This window comes from Falsiroseomonas sp. E2-1-a4, assembly GCF_051433165.1.
Lineage (GTDB): Bacteria > Pseudomonadota > Alphaproteobacteria > Acetobacterales > Acetobacteraceae > Falsiroseomonas.
This window is the reverse complement of record NZ_JBHMFS010000003.1, coordinates 113,824-130,227: the sequence shown is the minus strand read 5'-3', so window position 1 is coordinate 130,227 and position 16,404 is coordinate 113,824. Positions and strand designations below refer to the sequence as shown.

General features: G+C 70.1%; 19 protein-coding genes. 7 read left to right on the top strand and 12 right to left on the bottom strand.

Annotated features, from left to right (window positions below):
* Positions 1-27 precede the first annotated feature (27 nt).
* From ACFHNC_RS04900 to ACFHNC_RS04880, 5 genes are all read left to right on the top strand, one after another.
* Entirely contained in the window at positions 28-903 is an 876-nt protein-coding gene (locus ACFHNC_RS04900; RefSeq protein ID WP_437168100.1) for a 2-dehydro-3-deoxygalactonokinase, read from the top strand.
* Entirely contained in the window at positions 894-1,502 is a 609-nt protein-coding gene (locus tag ACFHNC_RS04895; protein WP_437168099.1) for a 2-dehydro-3-deoxy-6-phosphogalactonate aldolase, read from the top strand. The genes ACFHNC_RS04900 and ACFHNC_RS04895 overlap by 10 nt, the downstream gene beginning before the upstream one ends.
* Positions 1,503-1,581: 79 nt before the next feature.
* Complete coding sequence (locus tag ACFHNC_RS04890; RefSeq protein WP_437168098.1) at positions 1,582-2,625, top strand: TRAP transporter substrate-binding protein; 1,044 nt, start codon at positions 1,582-1,584, stop codon at positions 2,623-2,625.
* Between the two features lie 37 nt (positions 2,626-2,662).
* Positions 2,663-3,157 carry a TRAP transporter small permease gene (locus tag ACFHNC_RS04885; protein ID WP_437168097.1) on the top strand — a complete coding sequence of 165 codons (495 nt, stop codon included), beginning with the start codon at positions 2,663-2,665 and terminating at the stop codon, positions 3,155-3,157.
* On the top strand, positions 3,157-4,479 hold the full coding sequence (locus ACFHNC_RS04880; protein ID WP_437168096.1) for a TRAP transporter large permease: 1,323 nt from the start codon (positions 3,157-3,159) through the stop codon (positions 4,477-4,479). Before ACFHNC_RS04885 ends, ACFHNC_RS04880 begins: the two co-directional genes overlap by 1 nt.
* Positions 4,480-4,485: 6 nt before the next feature.
* On the opposite strand, the gene ACFHNC_RS04875 is transcribed toward ACFHNC_RS04880, so the two are convergent.
* From ACFHNC_RS04875 to ACFHNC_RS04855, 5 genes are all read right to left on the bottom strand, one after another.
* Positions 4,486-6,210 (bottom strand): ABC transporter ATP-binding protein/permease, encoded by a 1,725-nt coding sequence (locus ACFHNC_RS04875; protein ID WP_437168095.1) that lies wholly within the window; start codon positions 6,208-6,210, stop codon positions 4,486-4,488.
* Between the two features lie 21 nt (positions 6,211-6,231).
* A complete protein-coding gene (locus tag ACFHNC_RS04870) occupies positions 6,232-6,678 on the bottom strand; it encodes a DUF1499 domain-containing protein (protein WP_437168094.1) in 447 nt (148 codons plus the stop codon).
* A complete protein-coding gene (locus tag ACFHNC_RS04865; RefSeq protein WP_437168093.1) occupies positions 6,675-7,010 on the bottom strand; it encodes a DUF3253 domain-containing protein in 336 nt (111 codons plus the stop codon). The genes ACFHNC_RS04870 and ACFHNC_RS04865 overlap by 4 nt, the downstream gene beginning before the upstream one ends.
* 109 nt (positions 7,011-7,119) lie before the next feature.
* Positions 7,120-7,698, bottom strand: coding sequence for a pyridoxamine 5'-phosphate oxidase family protein (locus tag ACFHNC_RS04860; RefSeq protein WP_437168092.1), 579 nt, complete (start codon positions 7,696-7,698; stop codon positions 7,120-7,122).
* A complete protein-coding gene (locus tag ACFHNC_RS04855; RefSeq protein WP_437168091.1) occupies positions 7,695-8,687 on the bottom strand; it encodes an NAD(P)/FAD-dependent oxidoreductase in 993 nt (330 codons plus the stop codon). The genes ACFHNC_RS04860 and ACFHNC_RS04855 overlap by 4 nt, the downstream gene beginning before the upstream one ends.
* A 207-nt stretch (positions 8,688-8,894) precedes the next feature.
* Between ACFHNC_RS04855 and ACFHNC_RS04850 the strand changes: the two genes are divergently transcribed.
* Positions 8,895-9,260, top strand: coding sequence for a response regulator (locus tag ACFHNC_RS04850; protein WP_437168090.1), 366 nt, complete (start codon positions 8,895-8,897; stop codon positions 9,258-9,260).
* Here ACFHNC_RS04850 and pcaB read toward each other — a convergent pair whose 3' ends face one another.
* The 5 genes from pcaB to pcaF all read right to left on the bottom strand — a co-directional run bounded on the left by pcaB (position 9,261) and on the right by pcaF (position 14,349).
* Complete coding sequence (pcaB, locus tag ACFHNC_RS04845; RefSeq protein ID WP_437168089.1) at positions 9,261-10,607, bottom strand: 3-carboxy-cis,cis-muconate cycloisomerase; 1,347 nt, start codon at positions 10,605-10,607, stop codon at positions 9,261-9,263.
* Positions 10,604-11,149, bottom strand: a complete 546-nt coding sequence (gene pcaG, locus ACFHNC_RS04840; protein ID WP_437168088.1) for a protocatechuate 3,4-dioxygenase subunit alpha — start codon at positions 11,147-11,149, stop codon at positions 10,604-10,606. Before pcaG ends, pcaB begins: the two co-directional genes overlap by 4 nt.
* Positions 11,146-11,853 carry a protocatechuate 3,4-dioxygenase subunit beta gene (pcaH, locus tag ACFHNC_RS04835; RefSeq protein ID WP_437168087.1) on the bottom strand — a complete coding sequence of 236 codons (708 nt, stop codon included), beginning with the start codon at positions 11,851-11,853 and terminating at the stop codon, positions 11,146-11,148. Before pcaH ends, pcaG begins: the two co-directional genes overlap by 4 nt.
* Before the next feature lie 4 nt (positions 11,854-11,857).
* On the bottom strand, positions 11,858-12,997 hold the full coding sequence (pcaDC, locus tag ACFHNC_RS04830; RefSeq protein ID WP_437168086.1) for a bifunctional 3-oxoadipate enol-lactonase/4-carboxymuconolactone decarboxylase PcaDC: 1,140 nt from the start codon (positions 12,995-12,997) through the stop codon (positions 11,858-11,860).
* Between the two features lie 143 nt (positions 12,998-13,140).
* Entirely contained in the window at positions 13,141-14,349 is a 1,209-nt protein-coding gene (gene pcaF / locus ACFHNC_RS04825) for a 3-oxoadipyl-CoA thiolase (protein WP_437168085.1), read from the bottom strand.
* Between the two features lie 137 nt (positions 14,350-14,486).
* Between pcaF and ACFHNC_RS04820 the strand changes: the two genes are divergently transcribed.
* Positions 14,487-14,669 (top strand): hypothetical protein, encoded by a 183-nt coding sequence (locus ACFHNC_RS04820; protein WP_437168084.1) that lies wholly within the window; start codon positions 14,487-14,489, stop codon positions 14,667-14,669.
* 1 nt (position 14,670) lies between these two features.
* Here the strand turns inward: ACFHNC_RS04820 and ACFHNC_RS04815 are convergent, their stop codons facing one another.
* Positions 14,671-15,048, bottom strand: coding sequence for a hypothetical protein (locus tag ACFHNC_RS04815; protein WP_437168083.1), 378 nt, complete (start codon positions 15,046-15,048; stop codon positions 14,671-14,673).
* Positions 15,048-16,379 carry a sulfite oxidase gene (locus tag ACFHNC_RS04810; protein ID WP_437168082.1) on the bottom strand — a complete coding sequence of 444 codons (1,332 nt, stop codon included), beginning with the start codon at positions 16,377-16,379 and terminating at the stop codon, positions 15,048-15,050. The genes ACFHNC_RS04815 and ACFHNC_RS04810 overlap by 1 nt, the downstream gene beginning before the upstream one ends.
* Positions 16,380-16,404 lie beyond the last annotated feature (25 nt).

The following is a 16,404-nucleotide window of genomic DNA, read 5'->3' as shown; positions in this document are numbered from 1 at the left end:
GGGGTGGGACGGAATACGGAACGGCGGATGATCGGCGTCGATTGGGGCACAACCAGCCTGCGCGCCTACCGGATCGGCGCCGCGGGCGAACCATTGGCGCGAATCGATCGGCCCGGCGGCATCCTGACCGTGGCCGAGGGCGGTTTTCCCGCGGCGCTGCGTGAAGCCATTGGCCCCTGGCTGGAAGCGGGCGAGACCCGCATCCTTCTCTGCGGCATGGTCGGCAGCCGCCAGGGCTGGGTCGAGGCACCCTATCTCCGCTGCCCCGCCGGCCCGGCGGAGATCGCCGCCGCCACCATCCGCATTCCCTTCGACGGCGCCGAGATCCGCCTGGTGCCCGGCCTGACCACGGAGGATGCCGCTGGCATCCCGGATGTGATGCGCGGCGAGGAGACCAAGCTGGTGGCGCTGGCCGAGACCATCGGCACGGGGCTGGCCTGCCTGCCCGGCACGCACAGCAAATGGGCAAAGCTGGAAGGCGGGCGCGTCACCGGCTTCGTCACGCACATGACGGGCGAGACCTTTGCCGCCCTGTCGCAGCACACCATCCTGGCGCGGACCAGCACCGATGGCCCCGATGTGCCGGAGGCCTTCGCCCGGGGCGTCGCCCGCGCCCGCCAGCCCGGCGGCCTGCTGCACCATCTGTTCGGCGCCCGCAGCCTGCACCTGATGGGCGGGCTGGCGCAGGCGGAAACCCGCAGCTTCCTCTCCGGCCTGCTGATCGGCCATGAGATCGCGGCCGCGGCGCAGGGCGTGACGCATGTGCATCTGGCCGGTGCCGCCGGCCTGGCCGGGCTGTATGCCGCGGCGCTGGCGCAGAGCGGCATCACAGTGACCCGGCACGATCCGGATCTTGTCGCGGCCGGGCTGCGGCATATCGGCAGGAGCCTGCAATGGGTCTGAATGACTGGCTCACGGCCTGCCCGCTGGTCGCCATCCTGCGCGGCATCAAGCCGGAGGAGGCAAGCGGAATCGGGGAGGCGTTGGTCGCCGCCGGCATCGCGGTGCTGGAAGTGCCGCTGAATTCGCCGGAGCCGCTGGAGAGCATCCGCATCCTGGCCAACCGATTCGGCGAGGATGCGCTGATCGGCGCCGGCACCGTGACGGACCCGGCCGATTGCGCGCGCATCGCCGCCGTCGGCGGCCGCCTGATCGTGACCCCGCATGCCGACCCCGCCGTGGTCCGCGCCGCGAAGGCGGAGGGCATGATCTGCATCCCCGGCTTCTTCACCCCCGGCGAGGCCTTTGCGCTGCTCAAGGCGGGCGCGGATGGGCTGAAGCTGTTCCCGGCCGAGGCCGGGTCCCCCGCCATGCTGAAGGCGCTGCTCGCGGTGCTGCCGAAGGGCACGCGGGTGCTGCCGGTGGGCGGCATCGATGCCGGCAACATCCCGGCCTGGCGCGCGGCCGGCGCCGCCGGATTTGGCATCGGCAGCGCCATCTACCGCCCCGGCGACGATGCCGCCGCGGTCAGCGCCAAGGCCGCTGCGCTGCGCCTTGCTTGAACCCGGCGTGGCAGGCCACACTGCCGGCAATCGTCCGGCGCGACCTCGCAGCACGGATGGAAACGGGGGGCCTGCATCGATGATCGTCCAACGCCGCAAACTCCTTCTGCTCGGGGCCTCCGCGCTCGCCGCGCCCGCCCTGGTGCGCAGCGCCCAGGCGCAGGAGATGACGCTCCGTCTGCACCATTTCCTGCCGCCGGTCGCCAATGTGCACCGGCATTTCCTGATGCCCTGGGCACAGAAGATCCAGGCGGAGTCGGAGGGCAAGCTGCGGGTGCAGATCTTCCCCTCGATGCAGTTGGGCGGCGCCCCGCCACAATTGTTCGACCAGGCGCGGGACGGCGTGGTGGACATCGTCTGGACCCTGCCCGGCAACACCCCCGGCCGCTTCCCGCGGATCGAGGTGTTCGAGCTACCCTTCGTGGCGGATCCCCGCGCCAGGCCGAATGCGCTCGCCTGCCAGGAATTCTACCAGACGCATATGCGTGAGGAATTCGCCGATGTGCACCCCATCGTCGTCTGGGCGCATGATGGCGGCGTCATCCACGCCAACCGCCCGGTCAACCGGCTGGAGGATATGCGCGGCCTGAAGCTGCGCTTCCCGACCCGCCAGGCCGGAGAGGCGCTGCGCGCCCTCGGCGCCGCGCCGATCGGCTTGCCAATCCCCCAGGTGCCGGAGGCCCTGTCCCAGCGCGTGATCGACGGCGCCGTGGTGCCGTGGGAGGTGGTGCCCTCGATCCGGCTGCAGGAACTGGTGAGCAACCATACCGAGATTCTCGGCACGCCCACCTTCTATACCGCCAGCTTCATCCTCGCGATGAACAAGGCGAAATACGCCGCGCTGCCGGCCGAGCTGAAGACGGTGCTGGACGCCAATTCCGGCATGGCCGCCGCCGAGATGGCCGCCAAGCCCTGGGACGAACAGGGCCCCGTCGTGCGCGCCCAGGTGGAACGCCGGCGCCAGAACACCATCGTGCAGCTCTCGGCCGAGGAGAAGCAGCGCTGGATCGAGGCGACGCGCCCGGTGGTTGACAACTGGATTGCCGGCTCGCGCGAACGCGGCTTCGACGGCGCGGCGCTGCTGGCCGATGCGCGTGGCCTGATCGCCAAGCACGGCGCCTGATTTATTCCGGGCCGGCCGAAAGCAGGAGCGCCGGCTGATGCGGGATAACGCGGCGCCGGGCGGCGCCATCGGCTTCGCCGCCCGGGCACTGGCCTTCCTGGGCGGCGTCTCCCTGCTGGTGGCGGCGCTGGTCACCACCATCAGCGTCATCCTGCGATGGCTCACCAGCCAGCCGATCCGCGGCGATTTCGAGATCGTCTCCATCGCCAGCGGTGTCGGCGTGTTTGGCTTCCTCGCCTATGGCACGCTGATGCGCGCCAACATCCTGGTGGACACTTTCTCAAATTGGCTGCCGCGCCGTGTGGCTGGCGTGGTGGATGGGTTCTGGATGCTGGTCTGGGCGGCGGTGACGCTGTGGCTGGCCGAACGCATGAGCCTCGGCGCGGTCGAGACGCTGAACAACGGCATGCGGACCATCGGGCTGCTGGCCCTGCCCTATTGGTGGGCGGTCGCCATCGGCGCGCTGGCCTTCGCCATGACAGGGCTTGCGGCGCTGGCCTGGGCGCTGCGCTTCGTCCGCGGGCGCTTCTGATGGCACCGGAATTCGCCCTTGCGCTGACCGGCTTCGGCGTGCTGCTGGCGCTGATCGCGCTGCGCGCGCCGGTCGGGCTCGCCATGCTGCTGGTGGGCATGGGCGGCTATGTCCACATCCTGGATTGGACCGCGCTCGGCAACTACCTGAAGACCACGCCCTACCACCTGTTTGCCAACTACACGCTGTCGGTCATTCCACTGTTCATCCTGATGGGGGCGCTGGCGGAGCGCGGCGGGCTGGCGCGAGACCTTTTCGCGGCGGCCAATGCGCTGATCGGCCGCAAGCCGGGCGGCATGGCGATGGGCGTGATCGGTGCCTGCGGCTGCTTCGGCGCAGTCTGCGGCAGTTCCGTCGCCACCACCGCCACCTTCGCCCGCGCGGCGCTGCCGGAGTTGCGGCGCTACGGCTACGACCCCGGCTTCGCCACCGGCACCATCGCGGTGGGCGGCACGCTCGGCATCCTGATCCCGCCCAGCGTCATCCTGGTGATCTATGCGATCAGCACGGAGCAGAACATCGCCAAGCTGTTCATGGCGGCGCTGATCCCGGGCCTGCTGGCGATGGCGCTGTATGTGCTGGCGATTGCGCTGATGGTGCGCTTCCGGCCGGCGCTCGGCCCGCCGGGCGAGGCGCCGAGCGCCCATGAACGCCGCCGCGCCTTCCTCAACGTGATTCCGGTTCTGCTGATCGCCGTGGTGGTGGTGGGCGGCATCTATGGCGGCGTCTTCACGCCCACCGAGAGTGCCGCCATCGGCTGCATCGGCACCCTGGCGGTCGGCGTGCTGCGCGGCACGCTGCATCCGCGCCAGATTCGCGAAAGCCTTTTCGCCACCGCCGAGACCACCGCGATGATCTTTGCGATTTTGCTCGGCGCGGAAATCTTCAATGCGTTCCTGGCGCTGACGCAGGCGCCGGACCTGCTGGGGATGTGGATTTCGGACCAAAACTACCCGCCCTATGCGGTGCTCGGCATCCTGCTGCTCTGCTACATCGTGCTCGGCGCGGTGATGGATGAGCTGGCGATGATGCTGCTGACCCTGCCGGTGTTCTTCCCCGTCATCACCGCGCTGGATTTCGGCCTGACGACGGAGGAGACCGCGATCTGGTTCGGCATATTGGTGCTGGTGGTGGTCGGCATCGGGCTGACCGCGCCACCGATCGGGCTGAACGTCTTCGTTGTCTCCGGCCTGGCGAAGGACGTGCCGATGGCGCGGATCTATGCCGGTGTCATGCCCTTCCTGGCGATGGACCTGGTGCGCCTCGGCCTGCTGGTGGCGTTTCCGGCGCTCAGCCTGTGGCTGGTCAATGCGCTGAGTTGAGGCGCCTCAAGCCGCCCCCAGCCGCCCCTCCGCCACCACCAGCGCCCTGCCATGGAACGCCGCCACCGCCGGGCGATGCGCGATGGACAGGATGCCCGCCTCCGGTAGCTTTTCCGTCACCAGCCGGTACATCGCCGCCTCCGCCGCCGGGTCCAGGCTGGCGGTGGCCTCGTCCAGGAACAGGAAGTCGGGCTTGACCAGCAAGGCGCGGGCGAAGGCCAGGCGCTGCTGTTCGCCACCCGAAAGCCGCCGGTCCCAGACATCCTCCACATCCAGCCGGTCCAGCAACCGCGCCAAGCCCACATCCTCCAGCGCCGCGCGCACCGCCGCATCCGGCACACCCGCCGCATCCAGCGGGTAGCAGACGGCGCGGCGCAGCGTGCCGAGCGGCAGATAGGGCCGCTGCGGCAGGAACAGCGCGCGCGTACCGGCCGGCATATGCACCTCCCCGGCGCCGAAGGGCCAAATGCCCGCCAGCGCCCGGAACAGCGTGGACTTCCCACTGCCGGAGGCGCCGGAGATCAGCACCGCCTCCCCCTTCTCCAGCCGCAAGGCCGCGTCCTGCACCAGCACCCGCCCATCCGGCAGGCTGAGCGTGACACCCGCCATCGTCACTGCCTGGCCATCCCCCGCCACCGGCTGCGGCCCGGTGGTGGTGGCGCGCGCGATGGCGATGGCAAGCTGGAAGCCGGTCAGGCGTTCCACCGTCGCCCGCCATTCGGTCAGCCGCGCATAGCTTTCCACAAACCACGAAAGCGCTCCCTGCACCTGGCCAAAGGCGCTGCCGGTCTGGATCAGCCCGCCGAGCGGGATGGTGCCGGCGAAATAGGCCGGCGCCGCGACCACGATGGGGAAGATGCTGGCCACCTGCGAATAGCCCGCGGTGAAGAAGGTCAGCCGCTTGGTCGCGGTCATGATCGCCCACCAATTCGTGGTCAGCGCATGGAAGCGCGCCAGCAGGCCGCGCTTCTCATCCGCCTCCCCATTATGCAGCGCCACGCCTTCCACATTGTCGCGCAGCCGCACCAGGGCGTAGCGGAAATCCGCCTCCACGCGTTGCTGCAGGAAGTTCAGCCGGATCAGCGGCCGGCCGATCAGATGCGCCAGCCAGGTGCCAACCACGGAATAGATGATCGCTACCCACACCATGTAACCGGGGATCGAAACGCCGAAGACCTCCAGCGGACCCGACAGCGACCACAGCACGAAGATGAAGGAGAACAGCGTCACCACGCTCGACATCAGCCCGAGGCCGAGTGTCAGCGTGTCATCCACGAACAACCGCAGATCATCGGCCACGCGCTGGTCCGGGTTATCCGTCTGGGGGTCGGTCAGGGCGATGCGGTAATAGGCGCGCTCGGCCAGCCATTCATCCAGGTAGCGCCCGGTCAGCCAGCGCCGCCAGCGGATCTGCAAGGCCTGCTTGAGGTAAAGCTGATAGACCGCGATCAGGATATAGGCGGCCGCCAGCACGGCGAAGCCGGGAAACCAGGTCCCCTCTGCCTCCCCACCCAGGAAGATCAGCGACCAGAAGGTGCCGGCGTCCTTCGCTTCCAGCGCGTTGTAGAAGGCGCGCTGCCAGTAGGTCAGCACCACCGTCATGCCGACCAGCGACAGGTTCAGCACCACCACCGCCGCCAGCAGCAGCCGGGCGCGGCCCTTTTCCTCACTGGTCCAGTAGGGGCGGGTCAGCGCCCAGGCATCACGCAGGAACGAGCCGAGGCGGCGCATGGGTGGCGGTATCCAGGAAGGTCAGCGGGCGCGCAGCGCTTCATCCAGCCGGGCGCGCCAGGCGGCAATGCGGCGGCGGTTCACCCCGAAATCGTAATAGCCGAGCAGACTGCGCGAATACAGGAAGACGCCGGAGCCACCGACCAGCGGTACCACCTGGCCATTCACCAGATCCGGGAAATTGGCGAAGCGCGTGCGCACCACCCATTGCAGCTGCCGCTTCTCCGGCCACTCCGCCATCTTCCAGCAGCGCGCCTCCGCCTCCCCCAGCATCCGCAGCGCCGCCCAGGCGGCTTCCGGCGAGACCGGCAGCAAGGGCTGGGCGATATGCGGCTGGGTCGTCATGGCCGGCGGTGCCAGCAGGCACGCATTGGGCGAGCCGGGCAGCACCAGGCGGCTGAAATCCAGCGGTGCGGCCGGCGGCAGGCCGGCGGTGCCGCGGCCCCGCATCATCGCTGCCTGGCTCATGCCGTTTCGTCCGTTTCGTTGCCCGGTGCTTTGTCGGTGCCCGGTGCTGTGTCGATGCTTGCTGCCGCGGGTGGGTTGGCGGCCGCGCGCAGGCGGATCACGCCGCGGATTGCGCTGTCGGTGCTGACCGGCTTGCCCTTGCGCAGCACCTCAATCCGCCCGGCGCGGGCCAGGCGGATGGCGGCGGCGCGGATCGGCCCCATCAGCCGCCGCCAGGCCTCCTCCTCCGGCGCCAGGGCACGCGCCACCTCGCTGGGACAGATGCTTTTCTCCACCCCGCGCAAGGCGGTCTGGCGGAGGATTTCGTCGGTAATGGTCTCGGTGGCGATCATGGGTGCCTAGCTGATGGGCGAAGCCGTGCGGGCCGCGGCCTGGTGCCGTGTGAGATTAGGGCGGATCGCGAGCCAGCCAAAATCCTGCGGATGCAGGAGGGTCCGAGTGTCACGGCACCAGCCAGTCGGCCTCGGGACCGCCCTGCCCCGGCCCCTGCCAGGCAAAGCGCGCCCGCCGGTGCCCGGATGCGGCCAGATGCAGCCATTCCAGCCGGTCGATCCGCAGCAACACCGCGCAGAAATTCGGCCGCCCCGCCTCGGCATCGACCGGCGCCGGCGGTGGGGTCGCGCAGGGCGTGCCGGGGGCGGGTTGGACCGCGTAGCACATGCGGCTGAAATCGCGGCTGGCGCACCAGGCGGCATCGGCCACCGCGTCATCGGCATGCAGCGTCGCCACGCAGGACAGGCGAAGCTGCACGGCGCCGCCATGGTCGTACATATGCAGGCTGGCGCGCGGTTGCGCGGCCAGCTCCGCCACTTTGGCGGCGCGCCGGTCGGTGTGGATGCGAAGCTGGCGCGTGGCTGCATCGAAGCCGCGCAACACCACGGTGCGGGCCGATGGCGCGCCATCGGCGGCCAGGGTGGCCAGGGTTGGCGTGTGGAAGGGGTGGCGGCGATCGGCGACCCCGCGCGAGATCAGCCGGAACGCCTCCGCCAGCGTCGCCTCCAGGTCGCGTGCCTCGGTCATGTGCTCCGGATCGCGGCGACCAGGGCGCCGGCGCTGTCCACCGCCGCCTCGGCCCGCGCCCCGATGCACCAGTCGCCCGCGGCGCCCAGGCCCAGAGAGGCATCCCACAGGCAGGGCGCGCCGAGCGGCGCTTCCACCAGCGCGTAGCGCCAGCGATGCGCGGATTGGTAGAAGGGCGCGGGCAGGACGGTGCCGGGGGCCTGTTCCGCCGCCAGCCCGGCGAAGGCCTCGAGCAGCCTGGCCCCCGCGTCCTCCGCCGTCAGTTCCAGATTCTCCCGCGACCACGCCGGACCGGCCTGCACCACCCAGAGCTCCAGGCTGGCATCGCGGCCGGGTTTCGAACTGTCGCGCGCCGCCCAGCCGATCGGCCCATGGTGCAGGCGGATGGTATCCGGCAGCGGCAGGCGTTCGGGGAAGGCCAGCATCAGCGCCCAGCAGGGCTCGAACCGCACGGACTGAAGCACCGCGGCCAGATGCGGCGCCGGGCCTTCGAGCAGCGCCTGGGCCTGGGGTGCCGGCAGCGCCAGGATCACCGCATCGAACGGGCCCTCCACTTCCGGCGCCTGGGTGGGGAAGGGCCGGCCGGGGCGGATCAGCCGCGCATCCAGATGGTGCACATGCCAGGCGCCGGGCTCGCCGGTGATGGCGCTGACATGGCGCATCAGGTCGATATCCATCCCCTCCGCCAGCGCGCGGGGCACGGAGGACATGCGCGGCACGCCGACGCGGCGCCCGGCATCGGGCCATTCCTGGGCATTCGCCGCGTCCAGCACGGCGGCGAAGGCGGCGCCATGGGCGGTCAGGTATTGCGCGCCATGGTCGAAGTTCAGCACATGGCCGCCCGCCTCGACCCGCCGCGTCGTCATCCGCCCCCCAGGGCTGCGGCCCTTGTCGAACAGCCGCAGACGGACGTCATAGGCGGCGAGGGTCTTGGCACAGGCGAGGCCGGCGACGCCGGCGCCGATGATGGCGATGTCTTTGGGAGGCATATTGCCCTGTATGGCGTGTCGGGCCGGGTAGGCAAGGGTATCGTGCGCTGCGAAATCGCCGCCGCGCCTTCTGCCGGCCCAGTCAGGACAAAGCCACAGTCAGGACACAGCATGGTGTGTTCAGGGCAACTCACGCAGTCGTGCCGCCTGCGAGTAACCTATTTCCCTCCGCCGTGTGGTTAGCCTCCGCGTTGGAGGATGGATCACATGCAGTCGGGGCCGCAGACATTGCTGCTGGTCGAAGATGACCCGCTGGTTCGGATGACCCTGGTCGAGGGTCTGACCGATGCCGGCTTTCTGGTGCTGGAGGCGGAGGATGCCGAGGCCGCGCTGGGCCTGCTGGCCCGCCGGCCCGATATCGACGTGCTGCTGACCGACATCAACCTGCCGGGCGCGGATGGCTTCGACCTGTCGCATGCGGCGCGGCAGCTTCGGCCCACGCTGCCGGTGCTCTACGCCTCCGGCCGCTTTCGCGCGGCGGAGCCTGGTCGCGGCCTGCCGGGCGCGCCCTTCCTGGCCAAGCCCTTCACCGTGGCGCGGGCGGCGGAGGCGATCGGGGAGCTGCTGCGGTAATCAGGACAGCCGGGCCAGCACCCGATCGATGAAGGCCGGCGCGGCGCCGAGGTAGTTGGCCGGGTCGGTCAACCGGGCGATGCCGGCCGCGTCCAGATGCGCGGTGACGCGCGCATCGCGGGCCAGCGCCGCATCCAGCGTCACCCCCTCCGCCATCGCCACGTCGCAGGCGTGGTGCACCACATCATGCGCCGGGTTGCGGCCGAGCAGCGGCGCCAGGCCCATCATCACCGCCTCCGCCACGATCAGTCCGCGCGAGTCCTCCAGGTTGCGGCGCATCCGGGCGGCATCCACCACCAGCCCCTCCCCCAGCAGCAGCGCCTGGTCCAGCGCGCCATGCGCGTAGAGGAAGATCTGCGGCAGGGCCAATTGCTCCACCTGCTGCCCGCCGGCACCGCGCTCATGCTCATGCGCCATGGCGCCCAGCACCTGCGGCACCAGGGTCTGCGCGCTTCGGGCCTGGGCGATGACGTATTCGCAGGCGATCGGGTTGCGTTTCTGGGGCATCGCCGAACTGCCGCCACGGCCGGGTGCCGAAGGCTCCGAGGCTTCCGCGACCTCGGATTGCATCAGCAGCATGATGTCCGTCGCCATCTTCGCCAGGCAGCCGGTGAGCATGGCGAGCCAGCAGGCGGCCTCCGCCATGCCGTCGCGGGCGACATGCCAGGGGATGGCCGGGACGATGAGGTCCAGTTCCGCCGCCAATTCACGCTGCACCGCCAGCCCGTCTTCACCCAGCGAGGCCAGCGTCCCGGCGGCACCGCCGAATTGCAGCCGCAGCATGCGCGGCCGCGCCTGGGCCAGGCGGTCCCGCATGGTGATCAACGGGTCCAGCCACAGCGCCACCTTGTGCCCGAAGGTGATGGGCAGCGCCTGCTGCGCATGGGTGCGCCCGGCCATGACGGTGCCGCGATGCGCCTGCGCCAGAAGCGCCAGCGCCGCGATCAGCCGGTCCAGATCGCCTTCGATCAGCGCGAAGGCATCGCGCATCTGCAGGACGAAGGCGCTGTCGGTAATGTCCTGGGTGGTGGTGCCCCAATGGGTCCAGCGCCCGGCTTCCGGCCCGGCGGCAGCCGAAAGCTGCTTCACCAGCCCGACCACGGCGAAGCCGGTGTTGCGGGTGGCGGCCGCCAACGCCGGGATATCCAGCATCTCGACCCGCGCGGCGGCGGTGATGGCGGTGGCGGCCTCCGCCGGGATCAGGCCGAGCCGCGCCTGCGCGCGGGCCAGCGCCGCCTCCACATCCAGCATGCGCTGGAGGAAGGCGCGTTCCCCCATGATGGCGCGCATCGCATAGCTGCCAAAGACCGCGCCGAAGACGGGGCCATCACCAGGGGCAACACTCATACGTCGAGGAACACCGTCTCATCCGCGCCTTGCAGGCAGATATCAAGCCGCCAGGTGCCCTCGCCTTCCGGCTGCGCCACCAGCGTGGATCGCCGCGCGGGATCGACGAGGTTCAGCACCGAATCGGCCGCGTTCAGCACCTCCCCAGCAAAGTAGGCGCGCGTGACGACGTGCTTCATCAGGCCGCGGGCGAAGATGGTCACCACGATATGCGGCGCCTGCGTCGCATTGCCGAGGCCCGGCACGGGGCCCGGCTTCAGCGTGGTGAAGCGGAAGACGCCATCCTCGTTGCTGGCGCAGCGGCCGAAGCCGTGGAAGCCGGTGTCGTAGCTTCCATCCGGCCCAGCCTGCCAGATCTCGACCAGCGCATCGACGCAGGGGGCGCCATCGCCATCGGTGATGCGGCCCGTCAGTGTGATGCGATCGCCTTGCACACCGTCATTCGGCCCGCCAGCGCGCAGAAGGTCGGCCCACTCGGGAAAATCGATCATGTGCCAGTAGGGGCCGGCGGTCTGGCTCGCCGTGGCCGGTGTGTAGGTCATGGCGCGTTCTCGAAGGGGGTGGCGGCCGGGCCGCGCAGCACGATGTCGAAGCGGTAGCCCAGCGCCCATTCCGGCTGGGTGATATCCAGGTCGAAGCTCGAGACCAGCCGGTTGCGCGCCGCCGCATCCGCCGTGCAGTTGAACACCGGGTCCAGCGGCAGCAGCGGGTCGCCGGGGAAATACATCTGGGTGATCATGCGCTGCGCGAAGCCCGCGCCATGCAGACCGAAATGGATATGGATCGGCCGCCAGGCATTGGCGTGGTTCCGCCAGGGATAGGCGCCGGGCTTGATGCTGGTGAAGCTGTAGTTGCCCTCCACATCCGTGAACAGCCGCGCCCGTCCCTCGAAGTTCGGATCCAGCGGCGCGTCATGCTGGTCGCGCGGGTGGTGGTAGCGGCCGGAAGAATTGGCCTGCCACACCTCCACCATCGCGCCGCGCAGCGGCCGGCCATCCTCATCCGTCACGCGGCCAGCGACGATGATGCACTCGCCCATCGCCGCCCGGCCGCCGAGCTGGGACATGTCCACCTGCGGCGGGTAATGCGCCGGGTCGAAGCGCGGGCCGCTCGTCTCGGTCAGCGTATGCGGCACCACCACCAAATTCTGCTTCGGGTGGCGCTTATGCGTGCTGCCATAGGCGGGCGCGTCGTAGGGCGGCTGCGTCGCCGGGTCCGGGCGGCGGAAGGCGGTGGGATCTGGCATTTGCCTATTCTTCCTTGAGGACGGCCTTGGCGATCTTAAGCGCGGCATTCGCCGTCGGCACGCCCGCATAGGCGCCGACCTGCAACAAAACCTCACCCACTTCCTCCGGCGTCACGCCGGTGTTGCGGGTGGCGCGAAGGTGCAGTTCCAATTCCTCGTGCCGGGCGAGCGCAGCCATCATGCCGATGCAGAGCAGGCTGCGGGTGTGGCGCGTCAGCCCCGGGCGGGTCCAGATGCCGCCCCAGACATTGGCAGTAATCCAGTCCTGGAACGGCGCGTCGAGTGACGTGACGTTGCTGCCGGCGCGCGCCACATGCGCCTCCCCCAGCACCGATTTGCGGATGGCCATGCCGGCGTCGTGACCCGCGGCGGGGGCCAGCGTTGCGAAATGCTCCAGGATGGCGGCGGTCGCCTGGTCGGCGCGTTCCAGGGTCGGCAGATGGCCGGCCTCGCTGATCTCGACATAGCGGCTGCCGGGGATCGCGGCCTGCACCTCCTTCGCCAATTCGGGCGGCGTGGCGATGTCCCGGTCGCCGACCATCACCGTGGTCGGACAGGCGATGCGCCCGGCGACCTGCGCGGCACGGGCATCACGCAGCGCCGCGGCGGAACCGGCATAGCCGCGGCGATCCGTCTGCAGCAGCATCCGGCGCAGACCCTGGGAGGATGCAAGGGACGGGTCCACCACCCAGCGCGGCATCACCACATCCACCAGTGCCTCGGTGCCGACCTCCCGCACCGCATCGATGCGGTCCTGCCAGGCCTGCGGCGGCGGGAATTCCAGCGCGGTGTCCATCAGCATCAGCGACAGCACGCGATCCGGCGCCATGGCTGCCAGTTGCATGGCGATGCGCCCGCCGATGGACATGCCGAGCACATGCGCCTGCTGCACCCCCAGCGCATCCAGCAGCGCCAGCGCGTCCGAAGCGTGCAGTTCCATCGAGTAATCGCCATCGGTCACACCGGACAGGCCATGGCCGCGCATGTCCATGCGGATCACCCGATGGGTGCGCGCCAGCATCGTGACCTGCGGCTCGAAGACCTGCATCGTCGTGCCGATGGAATGCAGCATCAGCAGGGGTGGTGCCTCGGTGGGACCCTCCACCACGGCATGCACGACGATATCCCCCAGGTGCAAAAACATCCCGGCTCCCCACCTGATGAGGAAGGATGTTTAACATTCGAACGCGGCCGCCGGGAAGCCGGGTGAACGGGCCGCGCGGCGGCCCGTCGCGCATCAAGCGCGCTGGGGCACGTCGCGCGTCAAGCGCGCTGGGGCAACACGATTCAGACGCGTTCGAGCACCATGGCGATGCCCTGGCCGACGCCGATGCACATGGTGACCAGCGCATAACGCTCGCCCCGGTTGTGCAACTCCTGCACCGCCGTCTGCACCAGCCGCGCGCCGGACATGCCGAGCGGATGGCCGAGTGCGATGGCGCCACCATTCGGGTTCACATGCGCCGCATCATCCGGCAAGCCGAGGTCGCGCGTGACGGCCAGCGCCTGCGCGGCAAAGGCCTCGTTCAGTTCGATCACCGCCATGTCGGACAGGCTGAGTCCGGCCTTGGCCAGCACGCGCTTCACCGCCGGCGCCGGGCCGAAGCCCATGATGCGCGGCGCGACGCCGGCCGTGGCGGCCGCCACCACGCGGGCGCGCGGCGTCAGGCCATGCTTCCGCGCCGCCTCCGCGCTCGCAACCAGGATGGCGCAGGCGCCGTCATTGACGCCGGAGGCATTGCCAGCGGTGACGCTGCCGCCGTCCTTGCGGAACGGCGTGCCGAGCTTGGCCAGCGCCTCCATCGTCGTGTCGGGGCGCAGATGCTCGTCCTGGTCGACGATGATCGGGTCACCCTTCCGCCGCGCGATGGAGACCGGCACGATCTCCTGCGCGAAGCGGCCCGAGGACTGGGCGCGGCCGGCGCGCTGCTGCGACCGGTAGGCGAAGGCATCCTGATCGGCGCGCGAGACCTGGAAATCCTGCGCGACGTTCTCCGCCGTCTCCGGCATGGAATCGGTGCCGAAGCCAGCCTTCATCTTCGGGTTCACGAAGCGCCAGCCGATGGTGGTGTCATAGACCTCCGCAGTGCGGCCGAAGGCCTCGGACGACTTGCCCATGACGAAGGGCGCGCGGGTCATGCTCTCGACACCGCCGGCCAGCATCAGTTCCGCCTCGCCCGCCTTGATGGCGCGGGCGGCGATGCCGACGGCATCCATGCCGGAGCCGCACAGGCGGTTCACCGTGGCGCCGGGAATGGACTCGGGCAGGCCGGCCAGCAGCGCGGACATGCGCGCGACATTGCGGTTGTCCTCGCCCGCCTGGTTGGCGCAGCCGAAGATCACATCCTCCACCGCCGCCCAGTCGAGGCCCGGATTGCGCGCCATCAGCGCCTTGATCGGCACGGCGCCAAGGTCGTCGGGGCGCACATCCTTCAGCGCGCCGGCGTAGCGGCCGATGGCGGTGCGGGCGGCGTCGCAGATGAAGGCATCGGCCATGGTCGGGTTCCTCGATGGGTTTCGGGTTCGTGCCGCCGCAGCGGCCGCGCGTCAACGGTGCCCCAGAGAAGGTACCCCGGAAAACCGGCGGCCCGTCGGAGCGTTGGAAGCGGATCGAATGCGAAGGAAACACCCCGATGAGCACCCAGGAACGCGGCGGCGGAGCCTCCACGAGCGACAGCGAAGGCAAGCCGGACCCCGGCCCCGCCCCGGTCGGCCCGGCCGTGCACGGCCCGGCCCAAAAACCGGCCGAGACGCCGAAGGACCCCGGCGCCGCACCGCCCGGCCCCGCGGTGGGGCATGGCGGCGCGAAACGCTGAGCTAATTCAGGAAGGGGTTGCGCCCCCGCGCGGGGGCCTGGGCCGGCCCGTAATGCTGCGCGAGGTACGTCACGATCAGCGTGCGCTCCTCGCCTTCCAGCGGGTTCATGCCGTGCACCTCGGTCATCCAGGTCATCAACTCGTCCCAGCGCTCGCGGCTGAAGCGGCTGCGGCGGATGATCGCGGTGCTGTGGCAGGCGGTGCAGGCGTAGAACACCTCCTCCTGGCCATCGCCCGCCGGAAGGACGGAAGGCTCCTCCGCCGGCTGCGTCGCTTCATCCAGGCTGGTGGATTGCGCCCAGGCGGCGGGCAGGGCGGGCGCCTGGGTGAGGGCCACGCCCCCACCCAGCAGCAGCAGGAACGCAAGCGTCTTGCGCATCAGCCCACCAGGACAGCGGCGCGGCCGATGGCGTTGGCGCCATAGCCCTGTGGGTTCCAGTTGGCCGGGGCGTGGGGCTGCATCCGCCCCTCGCTATCGGTCGCGCGGTACCACACTTCATAATAGCCGTCGGAGGGCAGCACCACGCGGCCCTGCCAGCGCTGCCAGGCGTAGCGATTGGCGGGGGCTGCCACCTGCATCTCCGTCCAGGTCGCGCCGAAATCCACGCTGGCGTGCATCGCGCGCACCGTCTGGTCGCCGGCCCAGGCGGCGCCGCGCAGGTCGAGGTTGCGCGTGCCCGCCGACAGCCGCGTGCCATGCGCGTGCGAGGACAGGATGGAGCGCACCGGCATGCTGGTCATGTCGCGGAAACCGGAGCCGTCATTGCTGCTGCCCGGCACGATGGGCGTCACCGGCACGCGATAGCTGGTGCCGCCCATGCCCTGGCCGCGATGCGGCTCGTTCAGCAGGGTCACGCGGGTCAGCCACTTCTGGCTGAGGCTGCCCGGCCAGCCCGGCACCAGCAGGCGAACCGGCGCGCCGTTGATGTGCGGGATGGGTCCGCCATTCACCGCGAAGACGATGAGCGTGTTCTCGTCCATCGCCTTCTCGACGGGCATGCCGCGGCTGATCGCCTGGCGGTCCTGCGCGCCGGAGAGGTGTGGGTCCGCGCCGAAATGGCCGGTGTGCTTCGCGCCGTCCTTCACGCCGGCGGCGCGCAGCACGTCGCGCAGGCGCACGCCGGTCCAGGACGCGTTGCAAATGGCGCCATTGCCCCACTGGTTGCCGCGCGTCTGCGGTACGAAGGTGGCCCGGCCATTGCCGCCGCACTCCATCTGGAGCTGGCGCGTCACGTTGTCGAAACGGCCCCGCAACTCGGCCACGCTGAGTTCGAGCGGCGAATTCACCTCGCCGTCGATCTTCACCTTCCAGGCGTCCGGATTCTCGGCCACGGGCGGAAGCTGCCCGTTGTTGCGCACGAAGATCTTATCGTTGGGCGTGACGGCGTCATCGAGGATCGTCTCGGGCGCTTCCAGAACCAGTGGGCGATCGCCCTGAAGAATCATCTCCACCTTGCCATCGATGCGCATCATCTGCGGCCCGGCGGCAGCACCTGCGGCGCCCTGCGCCGCGGCGGGGCGGCCGAACAGGGCGGGCAGCGTTCCGGGCGGCATGTTGCCGCCGAAGGGAATGGCCGCGCCCACCGCACCACCCATGGCCGCCAGTGCGGCGCCCTTCAGCGCGCCACGGCGGCCGAAGGCCATGGCATCGGCACGCTCCGGGTCGTCTTGGTACAGTTCCTGCACGGACCGTTCGGTCTTGCGTGTCATGGCTTGTTTCCTCTTATCTGCGATA

Coding starts and splice junctions, on each gene's coding strand:
- ACFHNC_RS04900 (WP_437168100.1), top strand. CDS start 28: ATGATCGGCGTCGATTGGGGCACAACCAGCCTGCGCGCCTACCGGATC.
- ACFHNC_RS04895 (WP_437168099.1), top strand. CDS start 894: ATGGGTCTGAATGACTGGCTCACGGCCTGCCCGCTGGTCGCCATCCTG.
- ACFHNC_RS04890 (WP_437168098.1), top strand. CDS start 1,582: ATGATCGTCCAACGCCGCAAACTCCTTCTGCTCGGGGCCTCCGCGCTC.
- ACFHNC_RS04885 (WP_437168097.1), top strand. CDS start 2,663: ATGCGGGATAACGCGGCGCCGGGCGGCGCCATCGGCTTCGCCGCCCGG.
- ACFHNC_RS04880 (WP_437168096.1), top strand. CDS start 3,157: ATGGCACCGGAATTCGCCCTTGCGCTGACCGGCTTCGGCGTGCTGCTG.
- ACFHNC_RS04875 (WP_437168095.1), bottom strand. CDS start 6,210: ATGCGCCGCCTCGGCTCGTTCCTGCGTGATGCCTGGGCGCTGACCCGC.
- ACFHNC_RS04870 (WP_437168094.1), bottom strand. CDS start 6,678: ATGAGCCAGGCAGCGATGATGCGGGGCCGCGGCACCGCCGGCCTGCCG.
- ACFHNC_RS04865 (WP_437168093.1), bottom strand. CDS start 7,010: ATGATCGCCACCGAGACCATTACCGACGAAATCCTCCGCCAGACCGCC.
- ACFHNC_RS04860 (WP_437168092.1), bottom strand. CDS start 7,698: ATGACCGAGGCACGCGACCTGGAGGCGACGCTGGCGGAGGCGTTCCGG.
- ACFHNC_RS04855 (WP_437168091.1), bottom strand. CDS start 8,687: ATGCCTCCCAAAGACATCGCCATCATCGGCGCCGGCGTCGCCGGCCTC.
- ACFHNC_RS04850 (WP_437168090.1), top strand. CDS start 8,895: ATGCAGTCGGGGCCGCAGACATTGCTGCTGGTCGAAGATGACCCGCTG.
- pcaB (WP_437168089.1), bottom strand. CDS start 10,607: ATGAGTGTTGCCCCTGGTGATGGCCCCGTCTTCGGCGCGGTCTTTGGC.
- pcaG (WP_437168088.1), bottom strand. CDS start 11,149: ATGACCTACACACCGGCCACGGCGAGCCAGACCGCCGGCCCCTACTGG.
- pcaH (WP_437168087.1), bottom strand. CDS start 11,853: ATGCCAGATCCCACCGCCTTCCGCCGCCCGGACCCGGCGACGCAGCCG.
- pcaDC (WP_437168086.1), bottom strand. CDS start 12,997: ATGTTTTTGCACCTGGGGGATATCGTCGTGCATGCCGTGGTGGAGGGT.
- pcaF (WP_437168085.1), bottom strand. CDS start 14,349: ATGGCCGATGCCTTCATCTGCGACGCCGCCCGCACCGCCATCGGCCGC.
- ACFHNC_RS04820 (WP_437168084.1), top strand. CDS start 14,487: ATGAGCACCCAGGAACGCGGCGGCGGAGCCTCCACGAGCGACAGCGAA.
- ACFHNC_RS04815 (WP_437168083.1), bottom strand. CDS start 15,048: ATGCGCAAGACGCTTGCGTTCCTGCTGCTGCTGGGTGGGGGCGTGGCC.
- ACFHNC_RS04810 (WP_437168082.1), bottom strand. CDS start 16,379: ATGACACGCAAGACCGAACGGTCCGTGCAGGAACTGTACCAAGACGAC.